Origin of the sequence: Kurthia sp. ISK08 (assembly GCF_046159805.1) — a bacterium.
GTDB classification, from domain to species: domain Bacteria; phylum Bacillota; class Bacilli; order Bacillales_A; family Planococcaceae; genus Kurthia; species Kurthia gibsonii.
The window spans coordinates 57,451-80,887 of sequence record NZ_JBJXHL010000005.1 but is presented as its reverse complement, the minus strand read 5'-3'; the positions used below and the strand labels follow the sequence as shown (position 1 = coordinate 80,887).

Sequence of the window (23,437 nt, the reverse complement as noted above, 5' to 3'; positions counted from 1 at the left end):
GCCATTTCTTTCGAGGTAACATACATTATGTATATCATACCCTTTATATGTAAGACGTGAAACGAAGAAAAAGAGACATTACGCTTGCTCGTAACCTCTCTTTTTAATCATTCATTATGCACGAATGGCTTCTTCAATTGGCATCTCTTTTTTTACCGTTACTTTCATTTCAGCTAACGTATAAAGTTCTAGTAAATCCTGCTTCGTCAGCTCTGGTAAAATGGAACTCAAATCACGAAGTAACACATTCTTTCTTCTGCTATATTCAATATCATTTTGCGGTGTTGGTACATCACTCATAATATTTAATAATAAATCGTCTGCAGAAATTTTTAAAGCTTGGCTCAATCGAACAATCCATTTCGCTGAAGGAATGCTCTCACCAACCTCCCAACTTTTAATACGACTCGCTGACGTGCCGATTTCTTTTGCCAAAGACAACATTGAGTGATTGCTAAGCTCCCTTAGTAACTTTAGCTGCTCACCAAAAGCATATTGATCAAACATCATTACTCCCCTCTCTTTCCAGAGTTTCTATTTTTAGAAATAGACGTTGCAGAATAGAGGCTACGACTTCAATTATTTGATAATGAATGTCCGCTCTCTTTACTTAAAAAATGATTGCCCTATCTATCCTTAACAGAAATTCTCTTAAACTAAACAATTTTTCTTCCTTAAATAGAATTATAATATATTTTTTGAGAAAATCACGCATTTTTCGATAAATTTTTTTATTTTTTTACAATTTGTTAAAAAACGGTAGTCTTTCTTTGTGCAAACTTTGCATGAATCCTTCATAATAAATAGAAGGAGGCGGGAAAATGAACAAAAAAATAGTAATGATCATCAGCGTACTTGCTGTTATAATTCTTGCAATTGTCGGAATCTATGTTTTCATACAACAAAAAGATCAAAAAGCACAGGAAAAAGCAGCAACACAATGGACGCAAAACTTCGAAAAGAAGAAATATACAGAGCTTGTAAAACAGGTAACAATAGATTCTTTAAAACAACAAGGTTATACAAAAGATGACTTTGTGAAGAAATATACGAATGTTTTTGGAGGAATTGGTGTAAGTAAAATTCAAATTTCAAATATGAAAGTATCTGATCAAAAGTTGAGTTATCAAGCTGTATTTGAAACGGCTATTGGAAAAACAACGTCTTTTTCATATTCAACAAAACTAATCAAACAAGATGGTACATATCAGATTGATTGGAAAACATCTTTAATCTTTCCGAATATGAAGCCAACTGATCGCATCTCATTTCAAACAACTACTGCGATACGTGGTGATTTAGTAGATGTAAATGGTTTTGATTTAGCCACAAATAAAAAAGCATTTCGCGCTGGTATCATTCCAAAAGAATTAGGAAATGATTCGACACGCACAAAAAGAATCGAAAAAATCGCGAAATTTTTAGATGTTTCAACAGAGAGTGTCGAACAAAAATTAGCGCAAGGATGGGTAAAAGATGATTTATTTGTTCCTATTAAAATAGTAGCTGATGAAGATGTTCAAAAGATGGATGGATTACAATATGCCGCAACAACTACACGCTACTACCCTCTTGGTGCAGCGGCAGCTCATTTAATTGGTTACACAGGAACGGTTACAGCAGAGGATATTAAAAAGAATCCAGCTCTTTCTTCTGACGCAATTATTGGAAAAACAGGGCTAGAACGAGCTTATGATAAGGAACTTCGTGGTACAGATGGAGGAAGTATCTCTTTAGTGAATAAAGATGGTAAAGTAAAAGAGGTATTACTTGAGAGTAAGGTAAAGAATGGTGAAAAAATTCGTTTAACAATCGATGCCTTAATGCAAAAACGTGCATACGAAGATTTAGAAAAAGCTACGGGTTCTACTGTCATTATGGAGCCACAAAACGGTGCGTTAATGGCGCTAGTTTCGAAGCCATCATTTGATCCGAATCAGATGGTACGTGGCTTATCGCAAAAAACGTATGACCAATATGCGAATGACCCTGAAAGACCGTTCACAAATCGATTTACACAGCGTTATGCGCCTGGCTCAACAATGAAAGCTATTACAGCAGCAATTGGATTTGATGCGGGAACATTAAAAGCTAATCGCGTACGTACAATTGATGGGCTACAATGGCAAAAAGATGGTTCTTGGGGGAATTATAAAATTACACGCGTTACAGAGAATCAAAAAGTAGATTATAAAAAAGCGCTCATTTATTCCGATAATATTTTCTTTGCTCAAGAAGGTCTAGAGCTTGGAGAGGATCGATTACGTGCTGGTTTAAAAAAATTTGGTTTTGGACAAGATTTCAATCTACCTTTTGCTATGACACCTGCCCAAATTTCAACGGATAAACAATTCAAGAGTGATATTTTATTAGCTGATACAGCTTATGGACAAGGACAACTACTCATGTCACCTATCCAACAGGCAGTCGCATACAGTGCTTTTGCAAATGACGGAAAAATTGTACAACCACATATTCGAGTGAATGAAAAATCTAAAACCTCTGAAGCAGTATCCAAAAAAGCAGTCGACCAAGTAAATGCAGCTCTTTTACAAGTAGTGAAAGACCCGAATGGTACAGCTCATAACCTAGCTTCACTAAAATTACCATTAGCAGCTAAAACAGGAACTGCTGAATTAAAGCTTGAACAAGGTACAGAGGGTATAGAGAATAGTTTCGTATTTGCATTCAATGCCGAAAAAAAGAATTATTTAATTGTATCACTCGTAGAAAATCATAAAAAAAGTGGGAAAACTGCGACACAATTGATTAAAGACCTCGTTCCTGAAGTTGAAAAGTCAATTGAAACGAAAAAGTAAGGAGTCGATGAACATGGAACCTAAAATGATAGTACTTGATTTAGATGGCACAACATTGAACAATGCCCGTAAAGTAGATCCTGAACTCTCAGATTACTTACAAGCTCTTCGAAAAAAAGGTATTCTAGTATGTATTGCGACAGGGCGAACGATGTATGAAATGCGCTTAGCAATTCCAATTGATTTTGAAGTTGACGGCATTATTAATTCAAATGGAATGAACGTACACTTTGGTGGAAAAGAAATCTATCGCGAATCCATTGAAGCAAAAGCTGTAGAAACACTCATTGATTTATCACTCGTACACGAAATCCATCATGAAATTCACCATCACGATGGACGTACAACCGCGAAAATTTCGCCTATGCGTGATCGCGCACATGAATTAACCGTACATGGCTATACATCACCCGAATGGACAAAAGATGTTGATACAAAAGATGTTGAAAAGATTCTATTCTTTAAAGAAAATCATGATATATTAGCTGACTTTTTAGGTGAACTACGTATTTTAGAAAAAATCCTACCTTTTACTGCGGCTTTTTCCGCAATTGATTTAATTGATATTAGTGGTCGCCATATTACAAAAGCTACTGGTGTTGCAAAAATTCTAGAAGAAAATCACCTATCTTTCACAGATGTAATTGCTTTTGGAGACGGCGGAAATGATTTACCACTATTCCATAAAGCAGGTCGCTCTGTAGCAATGAAAAATGCGCCTCTCTGGGTACAAGAGCAAGCAACAGAAGTAACCGAATATACGAATAACGAACTTGGTCTTTTAAAACATTTGCAAGGCATTTATGGTTTGAACCCATAATAAAATATCCCTATAAGATGACTTTTTCAATGGTCGATCCTATAGGGATTTTTGTAGTATTGTCTAAACAAAACCACTCAATCTGAAATTTTATTTCACGTTTTGTTGCTTTTTTATTTGTATATATAAGAACAGCGCATATGTAAAGGGAATTGCTGCAATGAAATATGTAGCTACTTGTAAATATGAAAAATACTTAATTGTTGATAAATCCAGTGCCTTCTCTAAGTGGAATACGATCTCACAACACATTACAATTGATACACATACGATACTCATGATTGATAAGCGTTTCATTTTCTTTTTATTTTCCAATTAGATGGCACCCCTTTCCTTTACAGTTCGAAACTATTCTATGTTATGCTATTTCTAACAGTATATTTCGAAAAGTATTATTTGAAAAGTTTTTTCACTTTTTATAAAGGAGGAATTAAAAATGGAAGCAGTCATTTTTGATTTTGATGGAACAATTGTCGATACAGAAGCATTATGGATTGACGTTTACCAAGAACTTATTCAAGAACGATATGAATATGAAGTACCTTTAGAAGTTTTTCAAGCATGTATCGGTACACAAGATACATCACTTTATGATTACTTAACAACACATGTAGATGCTCATATTACACGTGACGAATTATCACCTTTTGCCGAAAAACGTGTAAATGAACGTTTAGTTGATTTACCTGTGAAAGATGGTATTACAGATTTACTTCGCACACTTCACGAACAGGGTGTACGTATGGCAATTGCATCAGGTAGCCAATTAAAGTTTATTGCAGAATTTATTAATAAACATAGCATTGCCCATTATTTTGAAGCGATTCGATGTGCTGATGATGTTGTTCATGTTAAACCACATCCAGAAATTTATGAAGAAGCACTCTTTGCACTCAATTTAGAGCCTGAACAATGCATTGCGATTGAAGACTCTGAGAATGGTGCAAAATCAGCTGTAGCTGCAAAAATTCCTTGTATCGTTGTTCCAAATGACTTAACGTCATCAGGGCATTTTCCAGAAGAAGTAACTATTCTATCAACAATTGAAGAAGCAAAAGAACAGATTTTAGCAATTCATACAAAATAATTATAAAGAGGATGGGACAGAACATCTCATTTTCCTTTTTTAGAGTTCACAACGAAAAACTGGAACCGCACAATAGCGCGATTCCAGTTTTTCTTATGCTCATGTAGGATGGTGTTTTTACACTTATGTCCCATCCTCTTTTCATTACCATAAGATTGGCTTTGTAACCATTAACCACAGCATAATACAGAGTAAGATAGTATAGATGATCGCGCCTCGTCGTAAATTGCGTACGAACTTTTGCTGTTGAAATTGTGGCGTGTCTAGCGTACGCATCGTTGGCTTAAAAGCACGCGCTAAATAAACAACTGATGCCACTAATAAAATCATCGTTGTTAAAATCCACGGTGTATCCCAATTATAAGGACCTAACCACATCGCAAGTAAACCAAAAACGATTAGTACGTGACCTGCATGTTTCACAACAGTGATTCCAGATTGAAAAGCGTGTGCATAGGCACGAAACATATCCATATTTGATGTTTTCTCCATCTTTTTTAATACAGGAAATAACACAAAGAATGGGCCAATCGACAAAATAGCGCTTAATACATGTATATAAATAATTGTCAGATATAACATTGGCATAAGAATTGCCGAAACAATTCTGCCCTCCTCTTATCTTCTGTCATTCCACTTTATTTTCTCAATTTCTAAAGCTCATGTAAAGGTTCTGCAAATCAATATTCTTTTAGAAGAAAATACGGTATAGTGAAATGAAAGGAAGGGAGCGAGGTCACAATGGGTATTCATAAATTTTTTACAAGCTTAAATGATTTAGAACGTATTATTCGCGCGCCTGGACGCTTCAAATTTGAAGAACATAACGTGGCGGCGCACTCTTGGAAAGTATCTCAATATGCGATGTTCTTTGCTACATTAGAGGAAATGCATGGTGCAACGATTGATTGGAAATCACTTTACGAAAAAACTATCAACCATGACTATGGTGAGATATTCATCGGTGATATTAAAACACCCGTAAAACATTCTTCACCTGAATTAAAAAATATGATTGCACTTGTTGAAGAAAAAATGGTGGAACATTATATAGAGGAAGAAATTCCAAAAGAATTTCAAGCGACATTTAAACATCGCATGAAGGAAGGTAAGGACGAAACCATTGAAGGTCGCTTACTTGAATTAAGCGATAAACTCGATCAATTCTATGAATCTTTTGCGGAATTAAAACGCGGGAATAAAGATATTGAATTTGTGAAGATGTATCAAATTGCACTCAAGAAAATTTTAAATCTTCCATTACCTAATAGTGTAGACTATTTTAAAAATACGATGCTAAAAGATGTCATGAAAGAAGATACAACCATCGATATTATAAAGCTGACAGAACAAGCGATTCAAGAAGCACCTTAACTCGAACAAGATGTTTGCATGAATCGTGATTCTAGCGTATATTATTAATACAAGCTGCATTGTTCGTAATAGTATTAAGTTTTAACCTTTAAGCTGTAATAGGGAGTTTTAGATTGAGTAAGGACTGGCAAGCCTCTTAGCTAGGAGGACATACATGAGCGACTCTGCGAACACCCACTTTTAGGAGTGGTGGTTTAAAACTTTCAATATGATCAACTTACGGCAAAGGCGGCTTCTCTATTTTACATTTCAAAGACACTCACTTCGGTGGGTGTCTTTTTTATGTCACTTTTCATCATTTAACAACTGTACTAAAAAAGTTAATACTAAAGATGTACTCTATTATATTTTTCTCCCTATAAGACTTTACTACCCACTTTTTTAAATTTTTTCATTTTCCAGTGACTATAAATAGATTTACGTCACAGTATATTGTATGATATTCAAGGTAAAAAAGCATTGCAAAAATAGGATGAATTCCACTTATTATTTTAGGTATAAAGTTATATACAAGTTTTATAAATATTAATTTTGAACTTACATATAACTTCTATAGCGTTTATTTTAGAAGATGATTTATCTATGCAAGCTTTTATTTACACGATGTGAACCAATATTCGTTTGTTTTCTTTAATAAATTACATCAAGGGAATTTATTAAAACTACTTAAATTTCTATTAAAAAATTATTTTTCTTTTTAGGTATTTAAGGATACATAGCAAACAGATGACGAACAATTTTAAAGTTATTCGATGACACTACAACTTACTAGGAGGAACTTCATATGAAGTGGACAATCAATAGGAAGCTTTTTGGTGGCTTTATCGTAGTATTAGCCATCCTTGTCGCTATCACAACGCTTAGCTTTTACGAACTAAATAACATTAATAAACAATACACGGAACTTTTAAGTGATAAAGTTCAAAAAACAATGGACGTTAAAGATTTACAAATCAACGTAAAACAAGAAATAACATCTATGCGTGGCTATCTTTTGACTGGCGATCAACAACAATTAAATACAAATCAAAAAGCACAAGATAGCTTCCAAGCACTTTATAATAATTTAGAAAGCAACTTTAAAAATCCTGAAGGAAGAAAATTATTAACAGACTTAGGTACAACTGAGAAAGAATTTCGTGATTTTACTGCTGATGCATTTGCATTAAAAGCAGAAAACAAAACAAAAGAATATACACAACTTGTCGCAACTACAGGTCGTGATATTGCACTTAAATTTGATGATCAAGTAAGTAAATTAATGGACCATCAAAATAAATTGTTACAAATGGACAATAAAACAACTACATCAAAAGTAAAAACAATCTCAATACAATTAATCATTTTAGGTGTTATTGCGATTCTTTTAGGCATTGGTATTGCGCTATTCATCGGTCGACTAATTGCACGTCCAATTACATATATCGCAAGTGCTTCAAAACGTATTGCTGAAGGTGACTTAAACGGTCAAGATATTGAAATCAAAAATAACGATGAGATTGGTGAGCTAGCTACTTCATTCAATACGATGAAAGGCAACTTACGTCGTTTAATTGAACAAGTAAACATGAACTCGCAACAAGTGGCTTCTGCTTCTGAGCAATTAACTGCAGGTGCTGAACAAACAAAACGCGCAACAGAACAAATTACAGCATCCATCCAAGATGTTGCAAATGGTGCAGAAGAACAAGGTCAAGGTGCAAACGAAAGCTCACTTGCGATGCGCGAAATGGCAATCGGTATCCAACGTGTGGCGGAAACAACTTCAGCTGTATCCGAATTAGCTGTTGAAACAAGTCATGAAGCTTCACGCGGTAATCAATCGATTCAAAAAGTGAATACGCAAATGAACTCAATTAGTTCGGCTGTAGATAATTCTGCAACAGTCATTAAAGATTTAGGTGAACATTCAAAAGAGATTGGCAAAATTATTGAAGTGATTACATCCATTGCAGATCAAACGAACTTACTTGCATTAAATGCTGCGATTGAAGCAGCTCGTGCAGGTGAGCATGGTAAAGGTTTTGCCGTTGTAGCAGAAGAGGTTCGTAAACTCGCTGAGCAATCAAAAGAGTCCGCAGACCAAATCATAAAACTAATTCAACGTATTCAAAGCTCAACTGATCATGCAGTGAACGTAATGGAAAAAGGTACAGATGAAGTAAAAGAAGGTTTAGCAGTTGTATTAGAAGCAAAAGAAGGCTTCGAAAAAATCCGTCAATTAATTGAAGAAGTAACCGTTCAAACGCAAGAAGCTTCAGCAGTATCAGAAGAAATGTCTGCAAGTGTGGAAGAAGTCGATGCTTCAATCGAAGAAATCGCTCATATCGCACAAGCTTCAGCAGCAAATATTCAAAATGTGGCTTCTGCTTCTGAAGAACAACTTGCTTCAATGGAAGAAATCTCATCTTCTGCTTCAAACTTATCACGTATGGCAGAAGAATTACAAAATCACGTACGTCAATTTAAAGTATAGTTATAGAGAAAAAGGAGGAATGCCATTGCATATGGAATTTCTCCTTTTCTCATATTGTTTGATTTCCACACACATAAATTGTTCACAATTAATGTGTGAAAATGACGCAACTTCTACTGCTCAATGTAGTCTTAGTAAATGAAGAGAAAGGAGTCTTCATTATGTCATTTATGATCGCGGTAATCGTTGCGATTTTATTATTTGTGCTCTTTTTCAAGATTTTTTTCAAAGTGATTTTCAAACTATTTCTTTATCTAATTATTGCCATTCCGGTTTATTTATATGTTGTCAAACCATTATGGTATAAATATAGTTACTTATTACAGTAACAGACACACGTTCATATAACGATGTGTCTTTTTTTGTATTATTTTAATGTGGCACTTTGTTCGACCATTTTTTCTACCACAGCTTCTACTGTTTCTTCTACAATAAGCGTTTGATTGGTTTGCTGCTGTAAAAATCCTTCGTCCACCATATGCTTTAGCATTTGAATGAGTCCTTCATAATAACCTGCTACATTCAACAAGGCACATGGCTTATGTAAAATACCAATCATATTCCATGTAAACACTTCGAAAAATTCTTCCATTGTGCCAATCCCACCTGGAAATACAATAAAACCATCTGCTAAATCCATCATCATCTTTTTACGCTCATGCATACTCTCCACAATATGAAGTTCGGTCAATCCTTCATGTGAAATTTCTTTTTCTTCTAATGATTTTGGCATGACCCCAATGACTTCTCCACCAGCTGCTAGTGTGGCATCTGCAATTGTTCCCATAACCCCTACTTTTGCACCACCATACACGAGCTGAATACCTACATTTGCTAAATAGGTACCAACCTCTTTCGCATATACTTCATAAACTGGGTTATTACCAAAGCGTGAACCGCAAAAAACTGCAATTGATTTCATATTACTTCCTCCTTTTCTTTTATTATAAAAGAAAATACTTTTGAAGGCTTGGACACCTTCAAAAGTATTTTTAAACTGTCACAGCTCTTTTAAAGATACTTAGACGTTTTTCAGTATAGTGGAAAATTACTTCTAGTAATAAGCAAATCACCCAGTAGATTACTGCCGCGACAAGATACATCTCTAAGAAGTTATATCCTTGGTTCGCTAACATTTTCGCAATCGCCATAATCTCAACTACTTTTACCGCGAAGGCTAGCGAAGTCGATTTAATTAAATTCACAAAAATATTCCCCATATTCGGTAATGCCATAATCATCATCTGAGGGAAGACAACGCGTCTTAATCCTTGCCATGTTGTCATACCTACACTATGACACGCTTCTAGTTGCCCTGCTGCAATGGAATTTAAAGAAGCTCTAAAAATCTCCGCTGTATAGGCAGCAGCGTTCATTGAATAGACGATGAATGCATACCATAAAGGTGAAATTTTATCTGGATTCACTTGCCATTCCTGTGCTTCTACAAGAGCAGGAATACCATAGAAAAATACATATAATTGCACTAATAATGGTGTTCCACGAATGAACGAGATAAATACTAATGTCATTTGATTTAAAACAGGCACACGGTATACACGTATAAGTGCCATAAACAAACCGACGAATGAACCAATCACAATCGATACTACTGCAATTAATAAAGTGATGGGTACACCCTTTAATACTTCTGGTATGTGATCAATGGCAAACTCCCAATCAAAAACTGTCATATGCTCCCTCCTCTACGTTTTCGCTACATTCACGCGCCCTTTTTTAAAGCGCTGTTCAATTTGATGGATGATAATTTCAATGATGATACATACGCCCCAATAAATAAGGGAAATGATAATGTACACTTTAAACATACCTAAACCATAATTATTCCCAATAATAAGACGCGCTTGTCCCATAATATCGACTACGCCAATTGTGAAGGCGAGTGACGTATCTTTGAATAAATCAATAATGGTATTTCCGAGGTTTGGAAGTGCCAATACGAAAGCTTGTGGTAAAATAACGCGACGTAACGCTTGTGTATACGTCATACCGATACTATAACAAGCTTCTAATTGTGCTTCTCCGACAGCTAAATAAGCAGAGCGAATTACTTCGGCTAAATATGCTGAAATATGTAAAGCAAATGTGACTACTGCAAAAATAAATGGCGTAAGGTCATTAATATAAATACCGAAAGCTGACAATAGTTGAGGCACACCAAAATACACTAAAAATAGTTGGACTAATAGTGGTGTACATCTTGAAAATGAGATGAAAAGTGTCATACATTGATGTAAGAAGGGAATACGCTTAATTTGAATAATCGCGATTATTGTTCCAAGTATTAAACCGAGTATTAGTGCGGCAATAAGCATCGCAATTGTAATCGGTAATCGTTCCATAATTTGAGCAAATAGTATTCCCCATTGTTGTGATCCCATTCGATTTCCCCTCCAATCATACGAATAAAAAAACGGAAATGCGCTACACTTCCGTCACGATGTCTCTATTATTTGTTAAACTGGTATTGTTTTTGGTTGATATAATCAACATCTTTGAAGAAATCGACTTCGAACCATTTCTCAGCTAATTTCGATAATGTACCATCTTCTGTTAATTCTTTTGTCGCTTCATTAATATCTTTTTGAATTGCTTCATTTTGTTTGTTATACACGATAAAGACTGGCTCTTTTGATACAATACCCCCCACTTTTAAATCTTCTAACTTTAATTCTTTTTGTACAGCCTTAAATGTTGAAACATTTAAAAATACTGCATCATATTTGCCATCTGCTAATCCTTTTAAGTTATCCGCATTAGATGGCTGATCGATTGTTTCAATCTCAACTGCTGTTTTTGGATTTTGCTCGTTATAGTTATTTAAAATCGTGCGTAAGCCACCACTTGGAGCCATTGGTGCTAGTTTTTTTCCTTTTAAATCTTCTAACTTCTCAATATTTTTTTCATCTTTTCTTACGATTAATGCTGTCATTGAATAGCCATACTCTGGATTACCATATAAGAACTTCGCTTCACGTTCTGGATTTTTAAAAAACCAGTTAATCGCAAAATCTGATTTCTTTGTACTCAATCCGATTAAGTTACTTTCCTCTGCTCCAAAACGATATTGAAAATCATATTTCCCATCCAACTTCTTCTCTACTGCGTTTAAATAATCAATATCATAACCTACAGGATTGTTTTCTTTGTCTGTATATAGGAATGGTGGGTTTACATCATCACTAAGTGCTACTTTTACAATTTGCGCGCCATTTGCAGACTTTGCTTTTTCATCTGATGTACCACATGCAGCAAGTAATCCACCTGCAATACCAATCGTTGCCACTAGTGCTGTTAATTTTTTAAATTTCATGTTCATTCTCCTCTATTAAATAATGTATTCTGGATTTTTTCGTAATCGTTTTAAAAATTGTTGTGTTCGTTCTTTTTGTGGATGTACGATGACTTCCTCTGGTGTTCCTTCTTCTACAATGTGACCACCATCCATAAATACCACATGATTGGATACTTCATGTGCAAAGTCAATCTCATGTGTCACAACAATCATCGTAATACCTTCTGCCGCAATTTGTTTCATCAATTGAAGCACTTCCCCTACCATTTCGGGGTCGAGTGCTGAAGTAGGTTCATCAAATAAGATGACCTCAGGATTAAGTGCTAGAGCTCGCGCAATACCGACACGTTGTTGCTGCCCTCCAGATAAGCTAGAAGGATAAGCATCTCGCTTTTCTTCAAGACCAATTTTATGTAATAAACGCTCTGCAACTTCACGTGCTTCTTGTTTCGACTTTTTCTGTACGACAGTCAAACCTTCCATTATATTTTCAAGTACTGTTTTATTTTGAAACAGATTATAGTTTTGGAAAACCATCGCTGTTTTTTGTCGTAACGCTAAAATATCTTTCTTGCTTGGTTTTATCGCATTCACTTTTAAAGTGGAACCAATCTCAATTGTTCCTTCATCTGGCTTCTCTAAGAAATTGATACAGCGTAAAAAAGTCGTCTTCCCTGATCCCGAAGGCCCGATGATTGTTAAAACATCACCCTTTTTCACTTCTAAATCAATTCCTTTTAACACTTCATGCTGTTGGAACTTTTTATAAATACCACTCAACTTAATCACCAAATCACCTACCTTAAAATAAAACTGCTTTTTTTAGAATATAACGACAATTTAACATAATTAATCCTACCTGTAAAGTATGTTTTTAATTTTCATTTTGTAGTATGATAGTTTTAATAATAAATTTAAAGGAGCGATTGAATTGAATTCATTAACGATGTTTATAAAAAATGATGCACAAAAAGAAGTCATTGAAAAATTACACACATTAAAAGAGGGAATTCAAGCACGCGGTGCAGAGGCTGATCGTGAAAATAGTTTTCCATCCGAAAGTTTTCAAGAACTACTGAAAATTGGTTATAACAAACTTACATTACCGAAAGAGTATGGTGGAGATGGATTCGGTATTTCAGAAATGATTTCTTTTCAAGAAACATTAGCTAGTTTCGATGGTGCAACAGCTCTTGCGATTGGATGGCAACTTGGTGTTGTCGGTGAAATTTATGAAAAGAAGAAATGGTCTGAAGAACAGCTACAACATTTTGCACAAGAAATTACACAACATCGCGCACTTGTAAATCGTATTGCGAGTGAAGCCGTAACAGGAAGTCCTACTCGCGGAGGACGTCCTGGTACAAATGCAGTGTTCATTGATGGAAATTGGCATATTTCAGGAAGAAAAAGTTTTACAACTCTCTCTTATGCCTTAACTCATTTTTTAACATCAGCATGGATTGAAGAAAAACAAGCAATTGGTTTCTTCTTAATTCCAAGTACATTAGACGGATTAACAATTGAAGAAACATGGGATATGGTCGCGATGCGAGGCACTGCAAGTCATGACTTAATTCTAGAAGATGTAATCGTTCCAGCAGATGCACTTGTAGAAGTGAATGATGGCCCTAGAAGTAATAATATCAATGGTTGGGCGCTTCACATTCCTGCTGTTTATTTAGGAATTGCACAGGCTGCACGTGATTATGCACTACATTTTGCACGCACATATCAACCGAACAGCTTACCAACTGTTATTGGTGAATTACCACATGTACAAGATAAATTAGGTCAAATCGAAGTGAAGTTAAAAACAGCTCGTCACATTCTTTATAGCGTTGCAGACCATTTTGAACAACCTACAACACATGATGCGGCTGCACAAGATTTAGGTCTAGCAAAACATGTTGTCGTAAACAATGCAATTGAGATTGTTGACTTAGCGATGCGTATTGTTGGCGCAAAAAGTTTACAAAGTCAAAACCCATTGAACCGTTATTATCGTGATGTTCGTGCTGGACTACACAATCCACCAATGGATGATATGACGATTACAAAACTCGCACAAAATGCATTAAAAGAAGGACAGGAGGTAAAACATTCATGAAACAACCTTATTTTTTAATTGGTCCAGAAGATGCACCAGTTACATTTGAAATTTTCTACAATATGTCTTGCCCTGGAAGCGCGATCTTTTATAAAGATGCTAAAAAATTATTGCCACCTTTAGTACAAGAGGGAAAAGCAAAAGTCATTTTATACTTTTATAATAAGCCGCGTGAAGAACTATTATTAGGTACTCTCGTACATCTTAGTCTCCAATACGACCAGCCCGAAAAATCACTTAGAATCATTGATGATTTATTTGAAACACAAGAAGAATGGCTACACTTAACACAGCACGAATTAAAAGATTTACTTGTTTCTAAATATGATTTGGAACAAGAAGAAATCGAAGAAAATACAGAAATCAGTTTAGCTGTTACAGCAGAAGCCATTAAGCGTGGTGTAAAGAGTGTACCTACACTATTTATTAATGGTGAAAAATGCACATTTAAAGAGCGCCGTATTTATCGTGAACTACCTAAGTATGTCGAAGAAGCAGTTCATACATTCGCATAAAAAAAGGATTAATCCGTTCTAGTTACGGGTTAATCCTTTTATTTGTATTGGCTTATTCATCTACGATCATTCCTTGTAATGACTGTGTTTTTCAATCAAATTAGACACAGCTCTTTCAAGTGCTTCTTCTGAGTTTTTTGTGCGTGTTATACAGTAATTTTCAACTTTTTCTGCTACATCTTGTATGTCGTTCTTTTGTTTTTCTTCCATTTCGCATTCTGGTTCTTCATCATGCATATTCCATCACCCTTCTTTCAAAAATTTATTAAAATTCTCATAAATTAAAGTGTATTTTTTCATTATTATATCATTATTTCCCAGGTAATAAACTGCTAAAAAATCATAGAAAATAGAAAAAAGAGCGCTTAGACATAGATGCCTAAACGCTCTCTCCTCAAATAATATTTTAAAATTCTCCACTTAATTCTACAAGAATTTTAGCCTGCGTTTTATCATTTGTTAATGCTTCAAATCCAGAAGCAACAATTTCTTCTAAATGAATTTGTGACGTAATAATCCCTTGAGGTTTAATTTGTCCCGTTCCCATTAAATCAATTGTTTGTTGGAACGAAGTTGGTGAATAAGCAATTGTAGAAGTTACTTTTACACCTGTATTTGTCAACATCATTGGGTTCCATTCAATTGGACGAGCAAAAATCGATACAATAACCATCGTACCACGCGCTCTTGTTACTTCAATAGCCGACTGGAATGTTGGTCCTACACCTGCTACTTCAAATGTTACATCAACACCATCTGGCACTTCTTTTCGAACAGCTTCAGCTGGCTTTACTTTACCTGAATTAAAGATATGGGTTGCACCTAATTCTTTTGCTTTATTTAGTCTTTCATCTGATAAATCAAAAGCTAAAATTTTACTTGCGCCAGCTGCTTTTGCTGCAATGATTGTTAATAAACCGATTGGACCTACACCAAATACAGCGACTGTATCACCAAAACGCATATCAGCTTCTTTTACAGCTTGTACAGCAACAGCCATCGGTTCAACCAATGCACCATCTTGTAAAGTTAATGACTCAGGTAAGGCATATACATTTGCTTCTGGTACATTTGCAAAATGTGCAAATCCACCATCACCACTTAATCCAATAAAGCTAAAACCATCATAAATATCTAATTCTTCATGTTTTTTACCATATGTTAAAGTAGGATTCACAACAACACGATCACCGACTTTATACTTCGTTACATGTTTTCCGACTGCTTCTACTACACCTGAAAATTCATGTCCCATCGTAATTGGAGCGACTTCACCAGTTAAATCATTTGGTGCATCAACAGGAACAAAAACAGGGCCTTCTTCATACTCATGTAAATCTGAACCACAAATACCTGCCCATGCAACGCGAACCGTTACTTCATGGTCACGTAATTCTCTTAGTTCTTTTTCTTCTACACGAATATCTTTCACACCATACCATACTGCTGCTTTCATACTATCCTACCTCCTACAAAATGATTGCCTTACATTGTTATTGTAAAGTAACAAGAAGAAAAAAAACAAATATTTAGAATTATATTTGCTATTTAAATGTTTTTTTAAAATTAAATTGTGGCACAATAAAAGAGAGAGGTGTTGTATATGGTCATTAAAAAAATCGCACTTACAGGATATAAAGCGCAGGAACTCGGCATTTTTCAAGAAGAGCACCCTGGCGTTCAAGTCATTCAACAGGCCTTGGAGGAAAAGCTACGTTCTTTAATCGAACAAGGTTTAGAATGGGTGTTGTTGAGTGGCCAATTAGGTGTCGAAACATGGGCAGCAGATGTTGTCATTTCGCTACAAAAAGAATTTCCACAACTACATTTCGCCATCGTCACACCATTTTTAGAACAAGAGAAAAATTGGAATGATGCTAAAAAAGAGAAATATCAAGAAATCATGCAACACGCCAACTTTACAAGCAGCATTACAAATAGACCTTATGAAGCACCGTGGCAATTCATTGAAAAAAACAAATGGTTTTTAACACATTCGGACGCACTATTAATTGTGTATGATGATGAAAATGAAGGTTCTCCTAAATATATGTATGAACTCGCACAAAAGTATATGGAAAATCACGCTTATGAATGTATCAAAATTGATGCTTACGACTTGCAAATGATTGCTGAAGAAATTCAAATGAAGGAATGGGACAATCAACGTGATTTTTAAACAGACAAAGAGGCATTTCATCATAGCGAAATGCCTCTTTTGATTAAACCTGTGTTCCTTCTATTGTGTATTGTTCAAACTCTTCTTCTAAACGTTTTAATAAATCATGCGCTTCATATGCTTCTAAAACATAGCGCATCAATACTTGATCTTCTTCATATCCAGGGATATGCAGTAGCTTCTTACACAGTGCGCGTCTTCCAAGATGCAATGCCAACATTGTATAATTCATACGTTTGCGATTTTCAAGACGTTCCTCCACTACTTCAAGCGCTTCTTCATAGCGTTCAGCCTTAATTAATAATAGTGATAAGTTGATATTATAAATATCTTTTAACTGATCTACCTTTTCGTGCTTCTCATAATCTTTTAGCCTTTCAAGTACACGCTGCGAAAACGCAATCGTCGTATCAAGAGGATACATAAAGAGAATCGTATTAATTAAACGAATATCGTATAAATACCATTGATCATACTTTTTTAACCTTCTCCAAATTGGTTCAATGAGTTCGCGCGCACGATCGAAATCTTCTGAATCTGATACGACTAATAAGGCATCACAAAGAAGATGAATCTCACGTAATTCTAAGTCATCACCTTGTTTTAAATAGTCCATCGCTTTTGTTTTAATCTTTTTTAATCTCTCTGGGTCATTATAATTCAGTTGAAAGAACTCATTTAAAATTTGTTGTTTTTCATTATAATTATAGCCATTGCTTATAAATTCAATTTCATCTGGTGTGACATTCAAACGGTTCGCAATTTTCAAAAAACCAACTGCGTCTAAGTCCCTTGTACCTGCTTCTACTTTTGAATAAACCCCCTGTGAAATGATCTTATGCGCGACATTTAACTGGCTATGTCCACGATTCAAGCGAATCTCTTTTAATACTTGCCCCAACTCCACTTTTAAAACACCCCAAATCTCTTTAACCTTCTCTTAATGATAATAAAAAATACCTTAAAATGCGAGTAGCACTTTAAGGTATTTCATCGCTTAAGCGTGTTTTTCTGTTGTAGAAACAACTTCTTCTTTCATTTGAACAGGAGCCGACTCTTCGATTGGTGCTTTTTCATCACGTCTCCAAGGAATCATATTGAAGATTATATTTAAAACAATCGCTGTTAATGAACCTGCTACAATCCCGTTACTTGTTAAGATGCTTAGTGAACCTGGTAAGAAATTAAAGATGCCTGGTTGAACTGTTACACCTAAACCCATACCAACTGAACAAGCAATAATCATCGCATTACCTTCTGATTCTACTACTGCACGTCCTAACATTTTAATACCTTGAGAGATAACCATACCGAACATCGCAATCATTGCACCGCCAAGAACTGGTGTTGGAATGATTGTTGTTAATGCAGCTACTTTTGGTAAGAAACCAAGAGCGATTAACATAACAGCCATAATTCCGATTACAGCGCGGTTTTTAACGCCTGTTAATTGCATTAAACCAACATTTTGAGAGAACGCAGTATAAGGGAAGGCATTGAAAATACCACCGATAACAGATGCTAAACCTTCTGAACGATAACCACGTGCTAAATTTTTACTATTTACAGGTGTTTTTGTCATCTCACCTAGTGCAAAGTAAGAACCTGTTGATTCAACTAACGATACAATCGCAACAATAGTCATTGTCACAATCGGTACAAGATTGAATTCTGGTGTCGCAAAGAAGAATGGTTTAACCATGTGTACCATATCTGCATTACGTACATTATCAAAGCTTACGAATCCCATGAATGATGCAACAACTGTACCAACTAATAAACCGATTAGAATCGCAATTGAGCGCATAAAACCTTTTGAGAAACGATAGAATAAAATAATAATCGCAAGTGTTAAAAATGCTAATAATACATTTTCTGATGATGCGTAATCTGGACTATTTGCATCGCCACCAGCTGCGTTATTGAATGCTACTGGAATTAGTGTAATACCGATAATTGTTACAACTGAACCTGTAACGATTGGTGGGAATAACTTAACTAATAAACCGAAGATACCACCGATTAATACAACAATTGCACCCGAAGCGATAACTGCTCCGTAAATTGAACCTAAACCGTATTCTTTACCGATTGTAATGATTGGTGTTACAGCTGTAAATGTACAGCCTAATACAAGTGGTAAACCAATACCGAATACTTTACCGCGCATTACTTGAAGTAATGTCGCAATACCACACATTAAAATATCGATTGAAACTAAGTACGTTAATTGTTCAGGTGTCATACCAAGAGAACCACCAATAATTAATGGTACGAGGATTGCACCTGCATACATTGCTAATAGATGTTGAAACGCAAGAGTCGTTAGTTTAAGCTTGTTCATCTGAAAGGTTGCCTCCTAAGCAAATTGTACTTTCCCGTTTTCTAATGAAGAGATGATGGCTAATGAATCTACACGATGACCTTGATCACGAAGTGCTTGTCCACCTGGTTGGAATCCTTTTTCGATTACAATTCCAATACCGCTTGTTGTTGCGCCTGCTTGTTCTACGATACTTAGTAAACCTTTTGCTGCTTCACCGTTTGCTAAGAAATCGTCGATAATTAATACCACATCATCTTTATTTAAAAAGTCTTTAGAAACTGAAATGTCGCTTGATACTTGCTTCGTGAATGAATACACTTCTGCTGAGTAGAAATTGTCTGTTAATGTGACAGATTTACGTTTGCGTGCAAACACAACAGGGATTCCTAAGATTAAGCCAGCCATAACTGCTGGTGCAATACCTGAAGATTCGATTGTTACGATTTTTGTTAAACCTGCATCTTTATATAAATCAGCAAATTCTTGACCAATTTGTTGCATTAACTCTGGGTCAATTTGGTGGTTTAAAAATGAATCTACTTTTAAAACTTCTGCTGATAATACTTTACCGTCTTTAATGATTTTGTCCTGAAGTGCTTTCACTATGAGGATCTCCCTTCAAATTCAAATTACCTTTTTTAATAGATGCAATCTCCTCATATAAAGAAAAGCTCAAAGTCATTGCCCCAATTCTTCTACGAGTGGAGCAATGACTTTGAGCTTTTTCATATATATACGAAATAGACAATAAATCATGCTTCCTCATAGTCAATTCGTTTACGGCAAATCGGTAGAGACTCGTGGGCCATATTCCCACTATTATATGAGTGAATGCGTGTGTATGTTTTTTAAAGAATGTACAAATTATATCACGGGAAATACTTTTTACAACTAGATTTCTTAAATTAAAAATATTCTGACACGAATCGAGCATATTTAAGCTGAAAATAAGAAAATAGAGCCTTATTATGAACATTTATATTAGTTATTTAATTTTTCGTTCGTGATTAACCATTAAAATGGATGAAAAAGGAAATAAATAAATTTAAATAACATTTTAATGTTGTTTATATTTTTTGCATAATTTTCTCTATTATTCATGATTTTCTTTTTAGGAAATAATTCAAAATTCATTATTTCTACATAAAAAAGCACTCGGAAATCCCGAGTGCTTTTTGCTATTCTTCTGTATAAAGATTTTTAGTCGGTTCCACATCTGCCTCTGTTAATTTAACCATTTTCGTTTTGTTTTTGATTTTATAACCGAACCACAGTAAGAAGAAAATCGGTAAACCAATATAAGAAACAAGTAGTTCATACCAACTAAATTGCCCATCTTCAAATGCAAAATAACTTTGTCCGAAGACAACTAATGCACACAGGATGAATGCGAATAATGGACCAAATGGGAAAAATCTCGATTTATATGGTAATACTTCATCTAAGTTCTTCCCTTGCGCAATCAGTGCTTTTCGGAAACGGTAGTGACTGGCTGCAATACCTAACCATGCGATAAAACCACACATACCCGAAGCACTTAATAACCAAATATATACTTGTTCACCGAAAATAGATGTTAAGAATGATAAACTTGCGACAATGACCGTTGCGATTAAAGCTGCAAATGGTACACCGCGACGATTTAACTTTTTAAAGATTTTTGGTGCTTTACCTTCCATCGCTAAATCCCAAAGCATACGTGATGAAGCATATAAACCAGAGTTACCAGCAGATAAAATCGCTGTTAAAACAACTGCATTCATAATCGAAGCTGCAAAAGCAATACCTGCATTTTCAAATACAAGCGTAAACGGACTTGTCGTAACCGTCTCTCCATCATTGATTAGACGACTATCTGTATAAGGAATTAATAAGCCAATCGCTAAAATGGCTAAGATATAGAATAATAAAATACGCCAAAAGATTTGCTTCACTGCTTTTGGAATCGATTTGCCTGGATCTTTTGTTTCACCAGCTGTAATACCGATTAACTCTGTTCCTTGGAATGAGAATCCTGCTGCTAAGAAAATACCGAGTGTCGCAAAGAATCCACCGTGGAATGGACCATCACCTGCAAAGAAATTCGTAAAACCAACAGGTGCTTTACCTCCTAAGATACCAAAAATCATTAAAATACTAACGATTAAGAAGATGACAATTGTCGCTACTTTAATGAATGCGAACCAATACTCACTTTCACCAAAACTTTTCACCGATAAGTAGTTTAACAAGAAAATAATAGCTAAGAATGATACACTCCAAATCCATGAAGCTGTATCAGGGAACCAATATTTCATAACGATTGAAACAGCTGCAATTTCAGCTGCGATTGTAATTGCCCAGTTATACCAATAGTTCCATCCTAATGCAAATCCAAGTGCTGGATCGATAAACTTTGTTGCATACGTACTAAACGAACCTGAAACAGGCATATACGCAGCCATCTCTCCTAAACTTGTCATTAAGAAAAATACCATAATACCGATTAAACCATATGCTAATAGCGCTCCACCTGGTCCAGCCTGTGCGATTGAGTTACCACTTGCAAGTAGTAAACCTGTCCCAATCGTACCGCCGAGTGAAATCATCATAATGTGACGACTTTTTAATCCTCTTTTTAGAGTTGTAGGCGCTTCTTGACTTGCTTTTGTACGACTCATTTCATTTCCTCTTTCCTTTTATTGCAGGGAATATGTTAGTTGAGGTGTTCGTAAGTGATTATTTCCTGGAAAATAAAAATACCATCTCAAGCAATCTTGGATGGTTGTAATCACACAATGACACTCATCAACCTTGAAAAAGATAGCTCAACACACCCTCACAGATGTGACAGTTCTGCACCTATTAAGCGACAGCCCCAGCAATTGATTGTAAAAGCAACCCACTACTTCGGCAAAAAATCCTTTCATATAATGTCACCAATGCTTTTACATCTCGACTATATTACTTTTATTTTTTGCGACCTCTACCTCATCGAACGGATGAGGCATTGCAATATTTATATTATTTCTACTATTATCTTAATATATTCTACAGACGAATTCAAGACATAAAAACTCTCAACTATTATACAATTAAGACTTTCGTGAAACGAATTTGTTATTGAATAGGTAGGGGCATAATGTTACGATAAATCAAATATTACATATAGGAGGAAAGTTATGTCGCCTACAGAAAATGTTGCTTCAAAAAAACTTAAATGGACTTCGACAACGTGGCTTCTTGTACTTGGAATCGTCTTCATTGCATTAACTCTTCGTTCTCCCCTAACATCTGTTGGTCCCGTAATCGAGGATATTCGAAACTCATTACATATTTCAAATGTAGTAGCTGGCTTTATTACAACCATTCCTCTACTTGCATTTGCTATCGTGTCACCAATCGTACCGAAAATATCGCGTAGAATTACGGTTGAACGCTCTCTATTCTTATCTATGATTATCTTAGTCGTGGGTATGGCACTTCGTTCAAGTGGCGTGACATCGTTATTATTTATCGGTACTACCTTAATCGGAATCGGAATTGCATTTGGCAATGTACTATTACCTAGTCTAATCAAACTTAAATTTCCATTCCAAGTAGGTTTACTTACAGCAATCTATACAGTCGCAATGAACTCATCAGCCAGTATTGCAGCTGGTGTAAGTTATCCATTATCAACATTGTCATTCGGTTGGCAAGGTTCTTTAGGTGTGTGGATTATTTTAGCGATTGCCGCTGTTTTCATCTGGCTTCCGCAAACACGAAATATCTCTAAAGAAGAAATTGCACCGACTACTGCTCAAAAAGAAAAGAAACAAATGTGGCGCTATCCGCTCGCATGGGTCATTATGATTTCGATGGGTTTCCAATCGATGATTTTCTATACAACTGCAGCATGGGTCCCAGAGATGTTTAAAGAACAAGGTATGACAGCTGCTCAAGCTGGATTAATGTTCTCCATTATGCAAGTATCTCAAATTCCAATGACATTCATTACACCGATTTTAGCGGGCCGTCTAAAAGACCAGCGTCCTGTTGTTGCGATGTTTGCAGTCTTTTACATCGTTGGATTTGCTGGATTAATTATGGGCTGGACAGATTATTCTGTTATCTGGATGATTCTATTAGGTGCTGCAGGCGGTGCTTCATTTAGTATGTGTATGATGTTCTTCTCACTTCGTTCACGCGACTCATTCGAAGCAGCAGACTTATCTGGTTTCGCCCAATCACTTGGTTATCTAATCGCCGCTATTGGGCCTGTACTCTATGGTTTCATTCACGATATTTACCACAGTTACGATGCAGCAAATATTATGTATATTTTCGTTGTCGCAATTTCTTTAACTGCAAGCTTCATTGCAGCGAAAGATCGTTACGTGACAAATGACTAACTAAAAAAAGCTAGGATTTATGTATGAAATATACATGGAACT

Annotated in this window: 24 protein-coding genes, 1 other RNA gene and 2 riboswitches; of the genes, 11 read left to right on the top strand and 14 right to left on the bottom strand. The window is 35.5% G+C overall.

Annotated features, from left to right (window positions below; genetic code table 11):
• Positions 1 to 114: 114 nt before the first annotated feature.
• The gene (locus ACKVQX_RS10500) at positions 115 to 510 is read right to left on the bottom strand and encodes a helix-turn-helix domain-containing protein (protein ID WP_231726958.1); all 396 of its coding nucleotides are present in this window, start codon (positions 508 to 510) and stop codon (positions 115 to 117) included.
• A 311-nt stretch (positions 511 to 821) separates the two neighbouring features.
• Here ACKVQX_RS10500 and ACKVQX_RS10495 point away from each other — a divergent pair, with 311 nt between their 5' ends.
• A complete protein-coding gene (locus ACKVQX_RS10495) occupies positions 822 to 2,819 on the top strand; it encodes a penicillin-binding transpeptidase domain-containing protein (protein ID WP_409136294.1) in 1,998 nt (665 codons plus the stop codon).
• A 13-nt stretch (positions 2,820 to 2,832) separates the two neighbouring features.
• Complete coding sequence (locus ACKVQX_RS10490) at positions 2,833 to 3,639, top strand: Cof-type HAD-IIB family hydrolase (RefSeq protein WP_409136293.1); 807 nt, start codon at positions 2,833 to 2,835, stop codon at positions 3,637 to 3,639.
• 90 nt (positions 3,640 to 3,729) lie between these two features.
• On the opposite strand, the gene ACKVQX_RS10485 is transcribed toward ACKVQX_RS10490, so the two are convergent.
• Positions 3,730 to 3,954, bottom strand: a complete 225-nt coding sequence (locus ACKVQX_RS10485) for a hypothetical protein (protein WP_087680944.1) — start codon at positions 3,952 to 3,954, stop codon at positions 3,730 to 3,732.
• Between the two features lie 121 nt (positions 3,955 to 4,075).
• Between ACKVQX_RS10485 and ACKVQX_RS10480 the strand changes: the two genes are divergently transcribed.
• The gene (locus ACKVQX_RS10480; protein ID WP_068456408.1) at positions 4,076 to 4,726 is read left to right on the top strand and encodes an HAD family phosphatase; all 651 of its coding nucleotides are present in this window, start codon (positions 4,076 to 4,078) and stop codon (positions 4,724 to 4,726) included.
• A gap of 144 nt (positions 4,727 to 4,870) precedes the next feature.
• Here ACKVQX_RS10480 and ACKVQX_RS10475 read toward each other — a convergent pair whose 3' ends face one another.
• Positions 4,871 to 5,200 (bottom strand): hypothetical protein, encoded by a 330-nt coding sequence (locus ACKVQX_RS10475; RefSeq protein WP_231726959.1) that lies wholly within the window; start codon positions 5,198 to 5,200, stop codon positions 4,871 to 4,873.
• Between the two features lie 267 nt (positions 5,201 to 5,467).
• On the opposite strand from ACKVQX_RS10475, the gene ACKVQX_RS10470 reads away from it, so the two are divergent.
• The 4 genes from ACKVQX_RS10470 to ACKVQX_RS10455 all read left to right on the top strand — a co-directional run bounded on the left by ACKVQX_RS10470 (position 5,468) and on the right by ACKVQX_RS10455 (position 8,905).
• Complete coding sequence (locus ACKVQX_RS10470; RefSeq protein ID WP_068456413.1) at positions 5,468 to 6,100, top strand: HD domain-containing protein; 633 nt, start codon at positions 5,468 to 5,470, stop codon at positions 6,098 to 6,100.
• 48 nt (positions 6,101 to 6,148) lie between these two features.
• Positions 6,149 to 6,339: non-coding RNA, 6S RNA (gene ssrS / locus ACKVQX_RS10465), on the top strand.
• Positions 6,340 to 6,884: 545 nt separating this feature from the next.
• On the top strand, positions 6,885 to 8,576 hold the full coding sequence (locus ACKVQX_RS10460) for a methyl-accepting chemotaxis protein (RefSeq protein WP_409136292.1): 1,692 nt from the start codon (positions 6,885 to 6,887) through the stop codon (positions 8,574 to 8,576).
• Positions 8,577 to 8,737: 161 nt separating this feature from the next.
• On the top strand, positions 8,738 to 8,905 hold the full coding sequence (locus ACKVQX_RS10455; RefSeq protein WP_156422380.1) for a hypothetical protein: 168 nt from the start codon (positions 8,738 to 8,740) through the stop codon (positions 8,903 to 8,905).
• Positions 8,906 to 8,943: 38 nt separating this feature from the next.
• Here the strand turns inward: ACKVQX_RS10455 and ACKVQX_RS10450 are convergent, their stop codons facing one another.
• From ACKVQX_RS10450 to ACKVQX_RS10430, 5 genes are all read right to left on the bottom strand, one after another.
• Positions 8,944 to 9,498 (bottom strand): TIGR00730 family Rossman fold protein, encoded by a 555-nt coding sequence (locus tag ACKVQX_RS10450; RefSeq protein ID WP_068456419.1) that lies wholly within the window; start codon positions 9,496 to 9,498, stop codon positions 8,944 to 8,946.
• 70 nt (positions 9,499 to 9,568) lie between these two features.
• Complete coding sequence (locus ACKVQX_RS10445) at positions 9,569 to 10,270, bottom strand: amino acid ABC transporter permease (protein ID WP_068456421.1); 702 nt, start codon at positions 10,268 to 10,270, stop codon at positions 9,569 to 9,571.
• Positions 10,271 to 10,282: 12 nt separating this feature from the next.
• Positions 10,283 to 10,978, bottom strand: a complete 696-nt coding sequence (locus ACKVQX_RS10440; RefSeq protein WP_068456425.1) for an amino acid ABC transporter permease — start codon at positions 10,976 to 10,978, stop codon at positions 10,283 to 10,285.
• A gap of 68 nt (positions 10,979 to 11,046) precedes the next feature.
• Positions 11,047 to 11,910, bottom strand: coding sequence for a transporter substrate-binding domain-containing protein (locus ACKVQX_RS10435; protein ID WP_087680949.1), 864 nt, complete (start codon positions 11,908 to 11,910; stop codon positions 11,047 to 11,049).
• A gap of 15 nt (positions 11,911 to 11,925) precedes the next feature.
• Positions 11,926 to 12,681 (bottom strand): amino acid ABC transporter ATP-binding protein, encoded by a 756-nt coding sequence (locus ACKVQX_RS10430; protein WP_068456438.1) that lies wholly within the window; start codon positions 12,679 to 12,681, stop codon positions 11,926 to 11,928.
• Between the two features lie 157 nt (positions 12,682 to 12,838).
• On the opposite strand from ACKVQX_RS10430, the gene ACKVQX_RS10425 reads away from it, so the two are divergent.
• Positions 12,839 to 14,002, top strand: coding sequence for an acyl-CoA dehydrogenase family protein (locus ACKVQX_RS10425; protein WP_121176571.1), 1,164 nt, complete (start codon positions 12,839 to 12,841; stop codon positions 14,000 to 14,002).
• Positions 13,999 to 14,517, top strand: a complete 519-nt coding sequence (locus ACKVQX_RS10420; protein WP_409136291.1) for a thioredoxin domain-containing protein — start codon at positions 13,999 to 14,001, stop codon at positions 14,515 to 14,517. Before ACKVQX_RS10425 ends, ACKVQX_RS10420 begins: the two co-directional genes overlap by 4 nt.
• A gap of 66 nt (positions 14,518 to 14,583) precedes the next feature.
• On the opposite strand, the gene ACKVQX_RS10415 is transcribed toward ACKVQX_RS10420, so the two are convergent.
• Both ACKVQX_RS10415 and ACKVQX_RS10410 read right to left on the bottom strand, forming a co-directional pair.
• Positions 14,584 to 14,754: a hypothetical protein gene (locus ACKVQX_RS10415; RefSeq protein WP_325921988.1), complete on the bottom strand. Its 171-nt coding sequence runs from the start codon at positions 14,752 to 14,754 to the stop codon at positions 14,584 to 14,586.
• A gap of 169 nt (positions 14,755 to 14,923) precedes the next feature.
• Entirely contained in the window at positions 14,924 to 15,973 is a 1,050-nt protein-coding gene (locus tag ACKVQX_RS10410) for a 2,3-butanediol dehydrogenase (RefSeq protein ID WP_087680950.1), read from the bottom strand.
• Positions 15,974 to 16,120: 147 nt separating this feature from the next.
• Between ACKVQX_RS10410 and ACKVQX_RS10405 the strand changes: the two genes are divergently transcribed.
• A complete protein-coding gene (locus tag ACKVQX_RS10405) occupies positions 16,121 to 16,696 on the top strand; it encodes an SLOG family protein (RefSeq protein WP_409136290.1) in 576 nt (191 codons plus the stop codon).
• A 43-nt stretch (positions 16,697 to 16,739) separates the two neighbouring features.
• On the opposite strand, the gene ACKVQX_RS10400 is transcribed toward ACKVQX_RS10405, so the two are convergent.
• The 4 genes from ACKVQX_RS10400 to ACKVQX_RS10385 all read right to left on the bottom strand — a co-directional run bounded on the left by ACKVQX_RS10400 (position 16,740) and on the right by ACKVQX_RS10385 (position 21,682).
• Positions 16,740 to 17,603 carry a helix-turn-helix domain-containing protein gene (locus ACKVQX_RS10400; RefSeq protein ID WP_068456450.1) on the bottom strand — a complete coding sequence of 288 codons (864 nt, stop codon included), beginning with the start codon at positions 17,601 to 17,603 and terminating at the stop codon, positions 16,740 to 16,742.
• A gap of 90 nt (positions 17,604 to 17,693) precedes the next feature.
• On the bottom strand, positions 17,694 to 19,040 hold the full coding sequence (locus ACKVQX_RS10395) for a nucleobase:cation symporter-2 family protein (protein WP_087680951.1): 1,347 nt from the start codon (positions 19,038 to 19,040) through the stop codon (positions 17,694 to 17,696).
• Positions 19,041 to 19,055: 15 nt separating this feature from the next.
• Complete coding sequence (locus tag ACKVQX_RS10390) at positions 19,056 to 19,625, bottom strand: xanthine phosphoribosyltransferase (protein WP_068456457.1); 570 nt, start codon at positions 19,623 to 19,625, stop codon at positions 19,056 to 19,058.
• Between the two features lie 142 nt (positions 19,626 to 19,767).
• Positions 19,768 to 19,869: riboswitch (purine riboswitch) on the bottom strand.
• Positions 19,870 to 20,200: 331 nt separating this feature from the next.
• Entirely contained in the window at positions 20,201 to 21,682 is a 1,482-nt protein-coding gene (locus tag ACKVQX_RS10385) for an amino acid permease (protein ID WP_068456461.1), read from the bottom strand.
• Between the two features lie 135 nt (positions 21,683 to 21,817).
• Positions 21,818 to 21,998, bottom strand: a riboswitch (Lysine riboswitch).
• 185 nt (positions 21,999 to 22,183) lie between these two features.
• Between ACKVQX_RS10385 and ACKVQX_RS10380 the strand changes: the two genes are divergently transcribed.
• Entirely contained in the window at positions 22,184 to 23,395 is a 1,212-nt protein-coding gene (locus ACKVQX_RS10380) for a CynX/NimT family MFS transporter (RefSeq protein WP_409136289.1), read from the top strand.
• Positions 23,396 to 23,437: the final 42 nt, after the last annotated feature.

What these genes read in the sequence shown, in the direction of transcription:
- ACKVQX_RS10500 (WP_231726958.1), bottom strand. Translation starts at nt 510, where the DNA reads ATGATGTTTGATCAATATGCTTTTGGTGAGCAGCTAAAGTTACTAAGG.
- ACKVQX_RS10495 (WP_409136294.1), top strand. Translation starts at nt 822, where the DNA reads ATGAACAAAAAAATAGTAATGATCATCAGCGTACTTGCTGTTATAATT.
- ACKVQX_RS10490 (WP_409136293.1), top strand. Translation starts at nt 2,833, where the DNA reads ATGGAACCTAAAATGATAGTACTTGATTTAGATGGCACAACATTGAAC.
- ACKVQX_RS10480 (WP_068456408.1), top strand. Translation starts at nt 4,076, where the DNA reads ATGGAAGCAGTCATTTTTGATTTTGATGGAACAATTGTCGATACAGAA.
- ACKVQX_RS10475 (WP_231726959.1), bottom strand. Translation starts at nt 5,200, where the DNA reads ATGGATATGTTTCGTGCCTATGCACACGCTTTTCAATCTGGAATCACT.
- ACKVQX_RS10470 (WP_068456413.1), top strand. Translation starts at nt 5,468, where the DNA reads ATGGGTATTCATAAATTTTTTACAAGCTTAAATGATTTAGAACGTATT.
- ACKVQX_RS10460 (WP_409136292.1), top strand. Translation starts at nt 6,885, where the DNA reads ATGAAGTGGACAATCAATAGGAAGCTTTTTGGTGGCTTTATCGTAGTA.
- ACKVQX_RS10455 (WP_156422380.1), top strand. Translation starts at nt 8,738, where the DNA reads ATGTCATTTATGATCGCGGTAATCGTTGCGATTTTATTATTTGTGCTC.
- ACKVQX_RS10450 (WP_068456419.1), bottom strand. Translation starts at nt 9,498, where the DNA reads ATGAAATCAATTGCAGTTTTTTGCGGTTCACGCTTTGGTAATAACCCA.
- ACKVQX_RS10445 (WP_068456421.1), bottom strand. Translation starts at nt 10,270, where the DNA reads ATGACAGTTTTTGATTGGGAGTTTGCCATTGATCACATACCAGAAGTA.
- ACKVQX_RS10440 (WP_068456425.1), bottom strand. Translation starts at nt 10,978, where the DNA reads ATGGGATCACAACAATGGGGAATACTATTTGCTCAAATTATGGAACGA.
- ACKVQX_RS10435 (WP_087680949.1), bottom strand. Translation starts at nt 11,910, where the DNA reads ATGAAATTTAAAAAATTAACAGCACTAGTGGCAACGATTGGTATTGCA.
- ACKVQX_RS10425 (WP_121176571.1), top strand. Translation starts at nt 12,839, where the DNA reads ATGTTTATAAAAAATGATGCACAAAAAGAAGTCATTGAAAAATTACAC.
- ACKVQX_RS10420 (WP_409136291.1), top strand. Translation starts at nt 13,999, where the DNA reads ATGAAACAACCTTATTTTTTAATTGGTCCAGAAGATGCACCAGTTACA.
- ACKVQX_RS10415 (WP_325921988.1), bottom strand. Translation starts at nt 14,754, where the DNA reads ATGCATGATGAAGAACCAGAATGCGAAATGGAAGAAAAACAAAAGAAC.
- ACKVQX_RS10410 (WP_087680950.1), bottom strand. Translation starts at nt 15,973, where the DNA reads ATGAAAGCAGCAGTATGGTATGGTGTGAAAGATATTCGTGTAGAAGAA.
- ACKVQX_RS10405 (WP_409136290.1), top strand. Translation starts at nt 16,121, where the DNA reads ATGGTCATTAAAAAAATCGCACTTACAGGATATAAAGCGCAGGAACTC.
- ACKVQX_RS10395 (WP_087680951.1), bottom strand. Translation starts at nt 19,040, where the DNA reads ATGAACAAGCTTAAACTAACGACTCTTGCGTTTCAACATCTATTAGCA.
- ACKVQX_RS10385 (WP_068456461.1), bottom strand. Translation starts at nt 21,682, where the DNA reads ATGAGTCGTACAAAAGCAAGTCAAGAAGCGCCTACAACTCTAAAAAGA.
- ACKVQX_RS10380 (WP_409136289.1), top strand. Translation starts at nt 22,184, where the DNA reads ATGTCGCCTACAGAAAATGTTGCTTCAAAAAAACTTAAATGGACTTCG.